The sequence below is a fragment of the Campylobacter taeniopygiae genome, from assembly GCF_005406225.1.
Lineage (GTDB): Bacteria > Campylobacterota > Campylobacteria > Campylobacterales > Campylobacteraceae > Campylobacter_D > Campylobacter_D taeniopygiae.
In genome coordinates this window covers 1-14,732 of the sequence record NZ_NXLY01000020.1, presented here as the reverse complement: position 1 = coordinate 14,732, position 14,732 = coordinate 1, and the positions used below count along the sequence as shown (strand labels likewise).

The 14,732-nt window shown below is 29.1% G+C and carries 16 protein-coding genes and 1 pseudogene; 3 read left to right on the top strand and 14 right to left on the bottom strand.

The window, feature by feature from the left end; translation table 11 throughout:
* Positions 1–162 (top strand): annotated as a pseudogene (locus CQA75_RS09575) (alpha-2,3-sialyltransferase); the annotation flags it as partial.
* Between the two features lie 71 nt (positions 163–233).
* Here CQA75_RS09575 and CQA75_RS08215 read toward each other — a convergent pair.
* The 10 genes from CQA75_RS08215 to CQA75_RS08170 form a co-directional block, all read right to left on the bottom strand.
* Positions 234–998, bottom strand: a complete 765-nt coding sequence (locus tag CQA75_RS08215) for a TSUP family transporter (protein WP_137624508.1) — start codon at positions 996–998, stop codon at positions 234–236.
* A complete protein-coding gene (locus tag CQA75_RS08210) occupies positions 980–1,744 on the bottom strand; it encodes a TIGR02757 family protein (protein WP_137624507.1) in 765 nt (254 codons plus the stop codon). The genes CQA75_RS08215 and CQA75_RS08210 overlap by 19 nt, the downstream gene beginning before the upstream one ends.
* A 9-nt stretch (positions 1,745–1,753) precedes the next feature.
* Positions 1,754–3,580 (bottom strand): flagellar hook-associated protein FlgK, encoded by a 1,827-nt coding sequence (gene flgK, locus CQA75_RS08205; protein WP_137624506.1) that lies wholly within the window; start codon positions 3,578–3,580, stop codon positions 1,754–1,756.
* A gap of 11 nt (positions 3,581–3,591) precedes the next feature.
* On the bottom strand, positions 3,592–4,026 hold the full coding sequence (locus CQA75_RS08200) for a flagellar protein FlgN (protein WP_137624505.1): 435 nt from the start codon (positions 4,024–4,026) through the stop codon (positions 3,592–3,594).
* A gap of 40 nt (positions 4,027–4,066) precedes the next feature.
* Complete coding sequence (locus CQA75_RS08195) at positions 4,067–4,264, bottom strand: flagellar biosynthesis anti-sigma factor FlgM (RefSeq protein WP_137624504.1); 198 nt, start codon at positions 4,262–4,264, stop codon at positions 4,067–4,069.
* Between the two features lie 65 nt (positions 4,265–4,329).
* Positions 4,330–4,665, bottom strand: a complete 336-nt coding sequence (locus CQA75_RS08190; protein ID WP_137624503.1) for a rod-binding protein — start codon at positions 4,663–4,665, stop codon at positions 4,330–4,332.
* Entirely contained in the window at positions 4,665–5,711 is a 1,047-nt protein-coding gene (locus CQA75_RS08185; RefSeq protein ID WP_137624502.1) for a flagellar basal body P-ring protein FlgI, read from the bottom strand. Before CQA75_RS08185 ends, CQA75_RS08190 begins: the two co-directional genes overlap by 1 nt.
* A gap of 70 nt (positions 5,712–5,781) precedes the next feature.
* A complete protein-coding gene (locus tag CQA75_RS08180) occupies positions 5,782–6,444 on the bottom strand; it encodes an RsmD family RNA methyltransferase (RefSeq protein ID WP_137624501.1) in 663 nt (220 codons plus the stop codon).
* Positions 6,437–6,820, bottom strand: coding sequence for an ornithine carbamoyltransferase (locus tag CQA75_RS08175; protein ID WP_137624500.1), 384 nt, complete (start codon positions 6,818–6,820; stop codon positions 6,437–6,439). Before CQA75_RS08175 ends, CQA75_RS08180 begins: the two co-directional genes overlap by 8 nt.
* Positions 6,817–7,890, bottom strand: coding sequence for an HdrB C-terminal domain-containing protein (locus CQA75_RS08170; protein ID WP_137624499.1), 1,074 nt, complete (start codon positions 7,888–7,890; stop codon positions 6,817–6,819). The genes CQA75_RS08175 and CQA75_RS08170 overlap by 4 nt, the downstream gene beginning before the upstream one ends.
* Positions 7,891–7,981: 91 nt before the next feature.
* Here CQA75_RS08170 and CQA75_RS08165 point away from each other — a divergent pair, with 91 nt between their 5' ends.
* Both CQA75_RS08165 and truD read left to right on the top strand, forming a co-directional pair.
* Positions 7,982–8,800, top strand: a complete 819-nt coding sequence (locus CQA75_RS08165; protein WP_137624498.1) for a thiamine-phosphate kinase — start codon at positions 7,982–7,984, stop codon at positions 8,798–8,800.
* The gene (gene truD, locus CQA75_RS08160; RefSeq protein WP_137624497.1) at positions 8,769–9,887 is read left to right on the top strand and encodes a tRNA pseudouridine(13) synthase TruD; all 1,119 of its coding nucleotides are present in this window, start codon (positions 8,769–8,771) and stop codon (positions 9,885–9,887) included. Before CQA75_RS08165 ends, truD begins: the two co-directional genes overlap by 32 nt.
* Positions 9,888–9,889: 2 nt before the next feature.
* Here truD and prfB read toward each other — a convergent pair whose 3' ends face one another.
* From prfB to CQA75_RS08140, 4 genes are all read right to left on the bottom strand, one after another.
* Entirely contained in the window at positions 9,890–10,987 is a 1,098-nt protein-coding gene (gene prfB / locus CQA75_RS08155) for a peptide chain release factor 2 (RefSeq protein ID WP_137624496.1), read from the bottom strand.
* A 185-nt stretch (positions 10,988–11,172) separates the two neighbouring features.
* The gene (locus CQA75_RS09430; RefSeq protein ID WP_246023801.1) at positions 11,173–12,915 is read right to left on the bottom strand and encodes a coiled-coil domain-containing protein; all 1,743 of its coding nucleotides are present in this window, start codon (positions 12,913–12,915) and stop codon (positions 11,173–11,175) included.
* Positions 12,912–13,139 (bottom strand): acyl carrier protein, encoded by a 228-nt coding sequence (locus CQA75_RS08145; protein ID WP_137624495.1) that lies wholly within the window; start codon positions 13,137–13,139, stop codon positions 12,912–12,914. Before CQA75_RS08145 ends, CQA75_RS09430 begins: the two co-directional genes overlap by 4 nt.
* A 9-nt stretch (positions 13,140–13,148) precedes the next feature.
* Positions 13,149–14,651, bottom strand: a complete 1,503-nt coding sequence (locus CQA75_RS08140; protein WP_137624494.1) for an amino acid adenylation domain-containing protein — start codon at positions 14,649–14,651, stop codon at positions 13,149–13,151.
* Positions 14,652–14,732: the final 81 nt, after the last annotated feature.

The window sequence follows — 14,732 nt, the reverse complement described above, 5'->3', positions numbered from 1 at the left end:
TATCCTGATTATGAGGAAGCTTTAAAATTTAAAGAACATTTATCTTATAAATTAGGAGAAGCTTTAATAAGAGCTAATAATAATTGGTACGGGGGGGGGTATATCAAATTGTGGTTTAAGATAAGAAAACTTAAAAAAGAATTTAGAAATAAAAAAGCATAATTTTTCATCTAAGATTGAATTTGATTATTTTTGAAAGATATTTTTGTATTTTTCAAAAATAAATTTTGAGTTCAAGAAAAATAATCCCAAGCAACTTTGATGATAGTTATGCCCACTACGATTAAAAATAGACTTTTGATAAATTTTCCATTGCTCTTTAATACAAGTTTAGAACCTATAAAAGCTCCTAAAATCTGTCCAACAGCCATGATTAATCCTACTTTCCATAAAACCTCATATTGCCATAGGAAAATGATTAAGGCGATGATATTACTTGTGAAATTTAAGATCTTTGTATTCATGCTTGCTTTTTTCATATTAAAGCCAAGCAAGGTTACGCAAGCAAATATCCAAAAAGATCCGGTTCCAGAACCTAAAAAGCCATCATAAAAACCTAAAGTCAAGCCACAAATAAGATAAAAAAATTTAATATTTTTAATTTTTGGATTGTTTTCATATTTTCCCAAATTTGGACGTAAGGCCGTGTATAAAAAAGTTAAAGTCAAGCAGATTAAAATAATGATTTTTAAATTTTCATCCTTAACAAAAAGTACGCTATAACTTCCTAAGATAGCACCTACTGCGGTAAAAGATATCCCCCAAGCTAGATGAGGTAAGGTTGTGGATTTAAAGTAAGTGATTGTTGCGGTAAAAGCTCCGCATACGCTTTGGACTTTATTGGTTGCGATAGATAAATGTGCAGGAATTCCACAAGCTATCAGTGCTGGTAAGGTTATAAGTCCGCCTCCGCCAACTATTGAGTCTATAAAACCTGCAAAAAGTGCCGCAAAAAATAATATAATATAATAAATTGTATCTAAATGTTCAAAGCCCATGTATCAATCTCCTTGCTTTGCCCTAAACGATAAAGTGCAAAATCATACTTAATAGGATCATTTGCATCAAATTCTTTTAACTTTTTAGTAAGTTCTAACACGCTTTTATAATCATATATTTTACGCTTTAAAAGTCCTAAAGTCAAGGAAATTTTAAAAAGATGAGTATCAAGAGGAATTAAAAGATCTTTTGTGTGTATATTGGTAAAAATTCCAAGATCAAGCTCGTCTTTTCTAACCATCCATCTAAAATACATGTGATATCTTTTAAGCGGCGATTTTGGCATATTTTGCCAAATTTTTCCAAAGAAAAAATCATAGCCATAGCTAGAATAAGTATTGATTTTTTGAATTTTTTTCATAAAAACAAGGATAGCATCTGTGGTATTTTGCCTTTTTTGATAAGCCGTGGTAAAAAGTTCATTTAAAGAAATTTCTTTTTTAACTCTTGAGAGGGTGATAAAAATTTCTACAATATCTCTTTCATTTTGAAAGCGATATTTTAAGCCTTTTAAATTTTTTCTAATTTGTTTTTCATTTAAGTCAAGTAAAGAAAAATCAAGTTTATTTAAAAAATTAACTATATTTTTGGCATTACCATAGGCAAATAAAGCACAAAGCAAAGCGATGAATTCATCTTTATAAATTTTGGCAACTTGCAAAGGATCGGGATTTTCAAATAAAGCTTTATCGGTATTTTTTAGTTTTATTAAAGCATCTAGCTTTGCTTTTAACACATTAGACATTTTACTAGGTTATGATTTAATTCCTAGTAAAGTATCTAGCATTTGATCAATAGTAGTAACAATTTTCGCAGAAGCTCCGTAACTTGATTGCCATTGTATTAAGGCTGCAAGTTCTTCGTTGGTATTGACTCCGCTTTTAGATTGATACTCGCTATACACAGAATTATAAAAGGTTTGATTGCTAGCATTGACTACATTGTTATTTTCTCCATCAGATCCTATTTTTCCTGTAAATTTACGGTAATATTCTTCCATAGTCAGTTGATCTATAGTTCCATCTTCATTGTAAAAATTAACTTTATCGTATTGAAGTTGTATGATTTTGTTTGCCATATCATTACCACTATCAACCCCGTTTAAACTAGCTCTTACTGTACTTGGATCGCTTAAAATAGAATCTTTTACTTTGATATCACTTGCATTATTTCCGCTAAAAAATCCCCCTATGCTAAAAGCACCTGCAAAATTAGTCCCTTTATCTTCTATGGCTATTTTATATCCTGATTTGGCAGTCAGTTGAAATAAACCGTCATTGGAAGTTGGATCATAACTAAAACTTACATTGATCAAATCATCAACATCGTTATTTGAATCTTTATCTCCATTATCATCAGTATTAGCTTTGATTTGACGTACGATATCATCCATAGTGGTATTAACATCGATATTGATAGTTTTTGTAACTTTTTTATTCCCTTTTTCATCATAAAGGACGATATCAAAACTTCCTGGTTGTATAGTTCTATCGTAATTCATTAAAGGGATATTGCCTTGAAGTCCTGAAAGATAATCAGAAGTTACAGGGCTTTTTGCAGAACTAGCGTAAAGATTGTTAGTTTCATTGATCATTGTTTTGGCAAAAGTATCTAAAGAATCCATATAGCCTTGTATGATTCCATCGCTATATTTTCCTTTGCTTTTATCGTAATTTCTACCGCGTAAATCAAGCTGAGCACCTAATTGTCCTCCTGAAATTTTACCGGTTAGATCTCTTACTTTTTCATCTGCGGTTTCATAATAAATACTATAAGATTTATTTTTATCATCATAATCAAGTTTTAGTGGATGAAAATTGATCCCATCAACTATGCTAAATCCTTCGATGCTAAGATTGTATTGATGTCCTGGATCATTTATGGTTGTGTCTAAGCGATTATCTTGATTGATTTCATTTTTACTGGCTACGGCACTTACGAGTTTTGAAAGGGTGAGTTCAAGTTCATCTCTTCTATCTCTTAATTCGTTTGCGTGTTCAGTTGGAAGAGCTTCTTGACCATAAATTTGCTTATTGATTGTTGCAATTTCTTCACCGATTCTATTGATTTCATCTACGGTTGATTTGATATCGTTATTGATTTTCTTTTGAATTTTATCTAAGGTTGAAAAGGTATTATTAATGCTTTCTGTTAATGTTTGTGAAGCCTTTACAAGGGCTACTTTCGTAGCATTTTCATTTGGATTGGATGCAAAATCATTCCAAGCTTTATTGTAATTTTCTAAATCTTGTAAAATCCCTGTATTTTGCAAATCTGGAAAACGTTCTGATATTTCTTGTAAGGTTGAGGCCATATATTTAGTGTATTCTAGTTGGGTTGAAGCTCCTTTTAATTTAAAATAAGAATATTCATCATGCAAACGAACAATACTTTCTATAGCTGTACCTGTACCTACTTGAACTCCATTAGATGAAACATAGCCATTGGTTGTTTGCACAACTCTTTGTCGAGTATAAAAAGTTGCGTTTGCGTTAGAGATGTTATTACTGGTAGTTGCAATTTGCACTTCACTTGCTTGTAATCCTGTAACTCCGGTATATAAAGTTCCAAAAATACTCATATTCTTATTCCTTACACGTTAATCTTAAAAATTGACTCTGGTGTAGTCTTTTTATCACCATAAGCATTATTCGTTCCATCATTAAGATTAAACATTTTATTGACTAAACCATCAAAGAAATCTTTTATGATAAGTACAAATTTGGCGTATTCTTTGTTAGCAGAATGAAGAGTTTGAAGATTTTTTTTCAATAAATCTAATTTTTCTTTATCCTCTTCATCAAGTAGTTCGCTAAGTCCTTTAGCGGAGCTATTGTTTAAAGCTACTAAAGCAGCATCGAGTTGTTTTTTAGCTGTTGTAAATTCGGAAATCAGTTTATTTTTTTCTTCAACACTAGGTGCAACAGTATCGTGTTTTGCAACTTTTATATTTTCAATGTCTTCTTGGGTTAATGCTATTAATTTTTCTAAGATAGCATTGACCTCATCAAGATGTTTTTTTAGCATTTTCTCTCCTTTTTTTACTCAAAAAAAGAGAGAAAATTTTTTAAATTAAAGAATCAGCTATAGCAGCAGCTGTGGCTCTTGTATCAACCTTATAAGTGCCATTTTTAATTTGTTCTGCAATCTTTGCAGCTTTATCATTCTCTGTTTTTTGAGTATCGTTTGTTTTAGTTTCTTTATTTGTCTGAACTGTGTTTAATGTGGAACTCGCCACGTAGCCTTGCTGTATAGGATTTATCATTTCTGCCTCCTTGAAATTTTTATTAATAATCCTCTACAGACTATATCGGCTAAAAATTAAAAAACTTAACCCCTTTCTTTTAAAAAATCGTATAATAATTTTGAAAAACCCATACCACCGCTTAAAGCCTTACTGATGGTGTCATTATACATAGATGAATAAATTTCATCACTCGCATCTTTTCCAAAAAGTGAATTTTGAGATTTTAAAGACACGTCTAAAACTTGTTTTAAAAAAAACGCTTCAAAAGCGTCAGTTTGTTCTTTTAAAGCTTCGTCTTCTTTGGTTTTAGTGACTATATCATTATCATTTATTTTGATATGATTTTCTAGACTTCTTGACGCTTTATTTAATAAAACATTATCCATATTAAATGTATTTAAAAAATTATCCACTTTCATTATATAATCTCCAAATCAGCTGTAATTGCACCTGCACGTTTTAAATTTTCCATGATGGCTATAATATCATTTGGAGTTGCTCCAAGTTTATTAAGCATTCTTGCGATATTTGCAACTGTGCTTTTTGTGTTATTGATCCTTAAAGTATTTGAACTAGGATCTATAAAACCGCCATCTTTCATATCAATTTCATTTTGATTTGGGGTGGTGTTATTATTAGGATCAATTTTGATTGTGATATCTTTATGAGTGATCAATACAGGTTCAACCTCTACATCAACACCTGCGATCACCGTTCCTGTTCTTTCATCGATAATCACTTTGCTTTCTGGAGTATAAGCTATATCTTGATTTAAAACTCTTGCCATAAAATCTACATTTGAAAGATCTTCTGGCTTTTTAAGTTTTATAGTGCGTGAGTCAATCGCTTTAGCAACATCTTCTCCAAAAACATTATTTAACACTCTTTCTATATTGCTAGCAGTTTGAAAATCAGCCACTTTTAAACTTAAAGTTAAATCATTGTTTTGGCTGAAATTTTGTGGAATTTCTCTTTCTACATTAGCTCCGCCCATCACAGTTGCTGCTGTAGAATGGCTACCTGCGCCACCTGGTCTAGCTGTGAGTCCTCCGGTTGAAATTGATCCTTGTGCGATTGCATAAATTTCACCATCAATCCCACGAAGTGCGGTGAGTAAAAGCGTTCCACCTTGTAAAGATTTTGCATCCCCTAAAGAAGATACTGTAATATCAAGCTTATCTCCACTTTTGGCAAAAGCTGGAAGTTTTGCTGTTACCATTACAGCGGCTGTATTTTTTGATTTGATATCTGCTGGATCTACTTTGATATTCATACCTTGTAAAAGATTGGATACTGATTGTAGAGTAAATTTAGAACTTGTTCCATCTCCGCTACCATTAAGACCAACCACAAGTCCATAACCTATAAGTTGATTATCTCTAACACCTACAGTGTTTGCTACATCCTTGATTTGTATTGCAAAAATATTTGTCATAAAGAGTAAAAAAAGCATTAAAACTCTCATGGATTATTCCTTTAATCTATGTTATTACATAAAATAAAGCAAAAAGTGTTCCAATTTTAAGAGTTTAATTTTAAAGGGTGTTTTCGTAAAAACTAAGAGTAGTTAGACCAAATTTTTTGGATTTGTTTTTTTGAAATTCCTCTATGTTTTGCGGGAGTTCTATTTTAGAATGATGTTCAAAAATAATTTTTTCTATATTTTTTCGGTTAAGATTTTTTAAAAGATTTTCAATATCTTCATAAATTTTTTCAAAACCTTTTCTGATGTCAAAAGGTGGATCAAGATAAAGAAAAATAGGAATATTTTCTTGAGTTAATTTTTCGATCAGCTGAGGTAAAATTTCAAAAGTATTTCCTTGTATGACATTTAAATTTTGATCGATTTTAGAATTTTGAATCGCGATTTTATAAGCATTTTTATCAAGCTCGATCGCATAAGATTTTAAGGCAAAATTGCTTAAAGCTTCAGCCGCCATCAAAGCACTTCCTCCAAAAGCTTCTATAAAAATTTTATTTCTTAAATTTTGCCTTATGACATTAAAAACACAAGCTTTGACTATACTTTTAGTGCTTCTTGTTTTTTCAAGTGAAGGCAAAAGAAGTTTTTTTCCTTTGTATTGTCCACTTTCTATAAAGGTATAAATTTTTATTGTTTGATTTTTTTTATTTTTTGAATCTGAGATTTTTTGATATTCTTTTAAAAAATCTTTTACACGAATAAAATCTTCACTCATGTATCAAAGCTTTAACAAGTTTATCTTTAAGTTCGCTAATGGCAAGATCTATTTTTGTTTGATAATCTTTTCTAAATTCTTCTGCTATGGAGTCAATCTTTGCTTCTAAAATTTTTCTTTTTTCATCCGCGAGTTTTTGAGCGGTTGTTTTTAAGGCATTGTCAAAATCGTTTAAAGATTTAAACAAAGCTTCCTTACTAAAAGGCACACTCAAAAAAGGAGAATTAGCAGCTATAAGAAATAAAGGTTTGCTTGAGGGAATTTTTTCATCACTAATGATAAAATCACAATCTTTTTTCATCACTAAGTGTTCTTTTAAAAAAAGAGCCAAAGCTCTTTCTATAATGATATCTTTACATTCTAAAGAAATTTTCATATCAAGGTTACTTTTAATTCATGATTTTGCAAAGACGGGTTTTTAATACCTTGAATTAAAGATAAAAATTCTAAATGGCTTAAAATGTAAAAATCTTTAAAATCTCTATCGCTTATACTCATAAGTTTTTTAGCACAAGTATCAAACATATAAAAATCTTTAGGATTTTTTACAACTAAAAAATCGCTCCCGCTATCATAAGCATCTAAAAGAATTTTTGCCGCCATTTTATAGCTAAGTTTGCTATTGAGTTTTAAAAGATCAAAGCCATTATTTTTATCAGAATTTTCGTATGAAATAAATTTTGCTTTGATTTTTGATCTTAAATTATCACAAGGCTTAAAACCATAAAAAGCTATATTGAAATTGCTAAAATCATGCTTGACTTGCCCAAGTTCTTTTATTTCATTTTCAAAAGCACTATTTTTAGGTAAATTAAAATGCAATAAATCTTCATCAAAAAGTCCTAAATTTAAAATTTCTTTTTTTAAATTTTCAATCACATTTTCTACTTTTTCATTAGTGCCATTAATATGATAAAAGATTCCTTTTTCAGGATCAGAAATAGCTTTTAAAATTTCCACTTTTTTATCTGGATATTTTTTGATCATTTCAAACGCAAGGTAAAATAAAGCATCTCCCATATACTCAGGAAGAAATTCTAAAATTTCATTGGCATAATATAGATAGTCGTATTTTTCATAAAATTTTTTATCTTCTTCGTTGCTAAATGGAGCAAGGTATTTGTATTTGCTTAAAAAATCATCCTTATTTATGATCAAATCTTTTATCGATCTTTTTGTGTTTAGCGGTTCAATAATAAGATTAAAATCATGCTTTTTAATCAACTCTTCCAAAGGAGTATTAAGAGGTAAAATTTGTTTATTAACAACTATATGAGAATTCTCATTTTTTTCAAATTCGAAATAAATATCATCATCTTGCACTTGTAAAAGTAAATCATAAAGAGTGGCAAAATTTTCATAGTTGCTATAAACATAAGGTTTATAATAACTCTCATAATCTTTATTTTTATCAAATCTAAAAAGTCTAAGTTCTAAATTTCTCATAATTTTTTCCTTGATATCTTTAGGATAAATATTATATAAAAAAAAATTAAAATTTAATAGAATTTAAAAAGAAATTTCATAAAATTTTTTTATGAATAAAGAAGATTTTATAATTCATGCTTTTTTAAATGAAAAAAATGGCGATGATGGTGCTATTGTTGAACAATGGTGTTATAGTAAAGATTTATTTTTTGAAAATGTGCATTTTAAAAGAGAATGGCTTACTTTGGAGCAAATTGCTACTAAGGCAATGCTGGTAAATATTTCTGACGCTATTGTGATGAATGCTGAGCCAAAATACGCACTTTTAGGACTTGCTTTGCCTAATTTAAGCAATGAAGAAATCAAAACTTTACAAAAAGGTTTTTTAAAAACGGCAAAAAAATTTGGTATAAAAATCATAGGTGGCGATACGATTTATAATCATAAAATCGATATCAGCGTTACTATTATCTCTAAGGTTAGAGAAAAAGCTGTGTTTAGAAAAGGCTTAAAAAAAGGACATTTGCTAGCTTATACGGGGAATTTAGGAGAGAGTTTAAAAGGACTTGAAATTTTGCAAAACGGTGGTAAATTAAATTTAAACCATCGCTTTATAAAACCAAAATTAAGACAAGATTTTTTTTATGAAATTGCCCCTTTTATTTCTTGTGCGATGGATATTTCGGATGGCTTGAGTAAAGATTTATCAAGACTTTTAGCAAAAAATAAATGCGGCATTGAATGGTTAAAAAATTTAGATAATTATACTCTTTATAGTGGAGAAGAATATGAAATTTTATTTGCTTTTGATGAAACGCAACGTTTTAAGATAGAACAAATTGCAAAAAAACATCGCGTGAAATTAAATATCTTTGGAAAAGCAGCGAAAGGAAAGTATGAATTTAATGGAAGAGAACACCATTTTTAAGCCTTTATATAGTTTAAAACACGCTCCTATTAATGCGTATTTTAGCAAAAATAGCGATGATTTTGTGGTACGTGAAAAAGCCTTGTATGAATTTAGTGGCAAAGGTGAGCATCTCATTTTACACATTAACAAAAAAGATTTAAGCACCAACGAAGCTTTAAGAATTTTAAGTGAAGTTAGTGGGGTAAAAATACGCGATTTTGGTTATGCTGGACTTAAGGATAAGCAAGGATCAACCTTTCAGTATATTTCTATGCCTAAAAAATTTGAACATACTCTAAACAATTTCTCTCATCCAAAATTAAAAATTTTAGAAACTTTTACCCATGAAAATAAATTAAGAATAGGGCATTTAAAAGGTAATTCTTTTTTTATCCGCTTGAAAAAAGTTTTACCAAGTGATGCTTTAAAACTTGAACAGGCTATTATAAACTTAGACAAACAAGGTTTTGCTAATTATTTTGGATATCAGCGTTTTGGTAAATTTGGAGATAATTACAAAGAAGGACTTGAAATTTTGCGTGGCAAAAAAATGAAAAATGTCAAAATGAAAGAATTTTTAATTTCAGCTTTTCAAAGCGAACTTTTTAATCGTTATTTGAGTAAAAGAGTGGAATTGTCGCATTTTTCAAAAGAATTTAGCGAAAAAGAGCTTATACAAATTTATCATATCTCTAAAGAAGAAGCTAAGAGCTTAAAAAAACAAGAACATTTTTTCAAGCTTTTAAAAGGTGAGGTTTTAGGGCACTATCCTTTTGGTAAATGTTTTTTATGTGAAGATTTAGAAAGTGAGATTGAGCGTTTTAAGGCAAGAGATATTAGCGCTATGGGGCTTTTAATAGGCGCAAAAGCGTATGAAGCTAAAGAAGGCTTGGCTTTAAATTTAGAGAATGAAATTTTTAAAGATGCTTGGGAATTTAAAACTAAAATGCAAGGTTCAAGACGCTTTATGTGGGGGTATTTGGAGGATGTTAAGTGGCGATACGATGAGCAAAAAGCACATTTTTGTATAGAATTTTTCTTACAAAAAGGCTCTTATGCTACAGTGATTTTAGAGGAGATTTTGCATAAAAATTTATTTGAATAAAATCATTCTGCTTTTAAAGCGATCAAAACGCCTTCAATCATTTTTTTGATATCTCCATCTAAGATATTATCTACTTGAGAAAAGGCTTCTCCGCTGCGATTGTCTTTGACTTGCTGATAAGGAAAAAGCACGTAAGAGCGGATTTGATGTCCCCAGCCTATCTCGCTTTTTTCGCCTGAATTTGCACTATCTTGTTGTTTCATGAGTTCAAGCTCATAAAGGCGAGATTTTAGCATTTTAAAAGCGGTTGCTTTGTTTTTATGTTGGCTTCTATCGTTTTGGCATTGCACGACTATTCCTGTTGGAAAATGTGTGATTCTAACGGCTGATTCTGTTTTATTAACGTGCTGTCCGCCTGCACCACTAGCACGATAATAATCAATCCTGATATCTTTTTCTTCGATTTCAATCTCTATGTCATCATCAAGCTCAGGACTTACCATAACACTTGAAAAGCTTGTATGACGACGTCCGGCACTATCAAAAGGAGAAGTTCTTACTAAGCGATGAATTCCATTTTCAGCCTTTAAATAACCATAAGCATTATCACCCTTAACCAAAAAGCTTACGTCTTTAAGTCCTGCTTCATCGCCTTCTTGAAAGTCAAGAGTTTCAACCTTAAATCCTTCTCTTTCACAAAATCTTAAATACATTCTATAAAGCATACTTGCCCAGTCATTACTTTCTGTTCCACCTGCTCCTGGATGAATGGAAACAATTGCGTTTTTGTTATCATTTTCTCCACTTAAAAGCATGGAAATTTCAAGGCTTGTTATCGTATCTTCAAGTTTTGGCGCATCATTAAATAAAGCTTCTAAGGTTTGCATATCGTTTTCTGCATTAGCCAAATCAAAAAGTTCGCTTGCATCATCAACGGCCGATAAAGCTTCTTCGTATTTTTTTAATAAATTTGCAATTTTAGTTTTTTCTTTTCCGATAACTCCAGCTTGTTTAACATCATTCCAAAAAGAAGGAGAATTTTCTAACTCTTCAATTTCCTTAAGCCTTTCTTGAATGCTTTGCGGTTTGATGATAGAGGCTATATTGCCTACTTTATTTTTAAGAGTTTTTAATAGTTCGCTAAATTCATAATTATCCATAAAAATTTCTTTCTAAAGTTAATTTTCGCAATTTTAACAAATTTTATCAAAAAATAAGCTAAGTCTATTTTTAATCGTAGTGGGCATAACTATCATCAAAGTGGTTTGGGATTATTTTTCTTGAATTTTAAATTTATTTGAAAAATACCTTTCAAAAATAATCAAATTCAATCTTAGATGAAAAATTATGCTTTTTTATTTCTAAATTCTTTTTTAAGTTTTCTTATCTCAAACCACAATTTGATATACCCCCCCCCGTACCAATTATTATTAGCTCTTATCAAAGCTTCTCCTAATTTATAAGATAAATGTTCTTTAAATTTTAAAGCTTCTTTATAATCAGTATAAGATTCTAAAGGAGGTAATTTTAAAGAAGGATCTTTTTTGATTTTTTCCTCATAAATTTTTTGTTCTTGTTTATGCTTATCTTTTATATAAGATAAAACATAAGGCATTCTTATATAACCTAGTATGCTTTTTGAATTTTCTATCATAGCTTGACCTAGTTTATAAGAAAGTTGGTTTTGAATTCTTGCCTTAGCTGAATTAGCTTGGATAAAAGTTACTTTAGGATTAATAATATCCATTTTAATTCCTAAAGATTTAGCTAACTTTTTGCTTTCTAGTTTTTTGATGATTAGGTCTTGTTCTAAATTTAAAATTTCTAAATTATATTTTTTATCTATTAAATTTTTCATCTTAGTATTCAAGGCATTAATCTGAATTTCAAGATTATTTTTTTCATTGAATAAATTTTGTTTTTCATCGGTTAAATTAGATATTTGAGTGTTTAAAGTATTAATTTGATTTTGCAAGGGTGTTAGTTTTATAGGATCTTTTCTTTGATTATATTGTTCAATAACAATTTTATATTCTTTTAAATATTCACAAAGATGAGTAAAATCATATTCTTTCGAAATTTCAAATTCCATATCTTCTGAAAATTCTAATTCTTCCATTTCTATTTCTTTTGGTGCTAAAAGAAAACCTATGATCCCAATATCTTCTTTATTTTTTTCCCAAGTCTTATCAAACCAAGTAAATAATGGTTTTTTAACATTTTCATCTAATATTTGATGAATTTTAATTTCAGAGTCAATTATAAAATTATATTCCAAAGCGTTGAAGCTTAACACATGATAAATTCCTTGTAAAATTTTTTGATTTTTATTTTCAAATATACAATAAGATAATATATCCTTATTATTACGGTAATACATTCCTAAAATTTTCATTCCAAGATATTCTTTTGGAAAATTAAGTTTTAATTCTCTAGAACTTTTTAAATTATAGACATTCTCTTTATATAAATTAGTTCTTTGATTAATAAAATTATCGTTTTTAATGTCTATTATTTCATCTAAATCTAAAACTTTAAAATCAGGGATATCAAAACTTATATTTTTTTTGGGTTTCTTGAAAAAATTAAAATTTTCACAAATGTTTTGTGCCATTTTTGAATAAACAAAAGCCATAGGATGTTCTGGATCAATTATTTGCATATAAAAATCAAGAAGTTTTTCTTTTAAACAAAATTCATAAGCATCTATAAAATTAAAACCATATCTTTCGCTTTGAATTTTATGAAAAGATTTAAATCTTCCATAGCAAAAAACACAATGTTGCCATTGGATAATTAAAACTTTTTTTTGCAATTTGCTAAAAGTTTTATAAATGTGATTATAAACTGGTAAAAAATGTTTTAAATCACTTTCATCCTTAAAAAATTGAGCAGTTGGAGCCAAAATAATTAGATCTGCTTCTTCTAAAATCTGTCTATTTTTCTTTCTATATAAATTATATATATGCCCCAAAGGATGAATCGCGCGAAAGCTAAAAGTATTTACTTTTGCATTACATTCTCTTAGGGAATTTTCAAAAGCATTAAACCAAGCAAATTCACAAGTTCCAAACAGTACAATTTTCATAAATCAAAAGCCTTGCTTATCATTTGCTTAATACTCTCAAAACTTTCAAAATACATAGGCCGCATAAAATCAGAATCTAAAGTTTTATTATAATATTTTTCTATCTCATTGATTAAATTCATTACATCTATGCTATCGATGATATTATCACTAACCAAATTTTGTATATTCTCATCAATATCAGCTCTGCCTATATTAATAAAAAACTGCTTAATCTCTTCCATTGTTTCTCCTTAAAGTTCTTTATAATAATTTCTATCAACCTTGCCATTTTGATTGAGTTTAAAACTATCTATTCTTTTAAAATGTTTAGGTATCATATAAGGGGGTAATTTATCTTTTAAAAATATTCTAAAATCAATCTCTTCTTTACTCTCATAAAAACAAATAATCTCTTCTTTAAAAATACAAGCAGAGTTTCTTACTTTATCATGAGAATTAATAATACTTTCTATTTCTCCTAATTCTATTCTATGACCCATATACTTAATCTGATTATCCGCTCTTCCATAACACAATAATTCTTCAAATTCATTGTAAGCAACAATGTCTCCTGTTTTATAGAGTAAATCTAAATAATTATCATGCAAAGGATTTTGTATAAAAGCTTTGTTTGTTTTTTCTTTATCATTGTAATATCCTAAGGATAAAGAAGTTCCTCTTATATATAATTCTCCTTTTTTGCCTATTTCTTTAGGACTTATATAATTCATATTTTCATCAAAGACTAAAAGTTCTGTATTTTTACAAGCTTTACCTATAGGTAAGAGTTCATCATCTTTGAAAGGGCGGTTGATGATATGAAAACAAGCAATGATTGTGATTTCAGTAGGGCCGTAAAGATTGGCAAATAAACTTTGAGGTAGATGTTTTCTCCAAATGTTTAATTGTTTATTGGGCATAATTTCGCCTGCAAAGAGTATTTTTTTGAGAGAATTTAAAGGATATTTTTTAAGGCCTTTTTCATTTGCAAAATAAATTAAAACCGAAGGCACCCAAAAGATAGTGCTAACTTTTTCTTGTTCTAAACATTGTATTATTTTAGCAGGGAAGGCAAAAAGATGATTAGGGATAATGTGCAAGGTTGCACCTTTAAACACGGTTGCCATAATATCAGAAACTGAAACATCAAAATAAAATTGGACTTGATTAGCTAAAATATCATTTTTACTGATATCAAATTCATCACAAAACCAAAAAGTATAATCAATCACACTCTTATGAGCAATACTTACTCCTTTAGGAATTCCTGTACTTCCACTTGTAAAAAGCACATAAAGTAAATTAGTATCGATGTGTTTTTCTTTGGCTTTAGTGATTAGATTTTCATCGATATTAAAACTTTGAAAATCTTGCGTATAAAGAGTAGGTAAATTTAAATTTAATTTTAATTCTTTAGAGGTGATTAGAAGTTTTGGTTTTAAAACTTCTATAACTTTTTCTATTCTTTCTTTAGGACTTTTTTCATCTAAGAGTGTATAAAAGTTTCCACTTAAGGCTACACCAAAGAAAGAAATCAAACAATCAATTCCTTTAGGTAATATGATAAGAATGGCTTTTTGTAAAGGTAAGGTATCATTATTTAAAGTTCTTAGAATTTCACTAGCAACTTTTCTAGAATAAAGATCAAATTCTTTATAGGTGATTTCTTTTTTAGCAAAAGGTTCAACAAAGGCTATTTTTTCACTAAAGTTTTCAACGCTTTTTTCTAGGAAGTTATAGATGTGGGTGAGCATGGAAGAAAGCCTTTATGTTAAAATCAAAATTTGATTATACCCCCCCCCTATTAATATATGCTTAAAAAATATTTTTTTAAT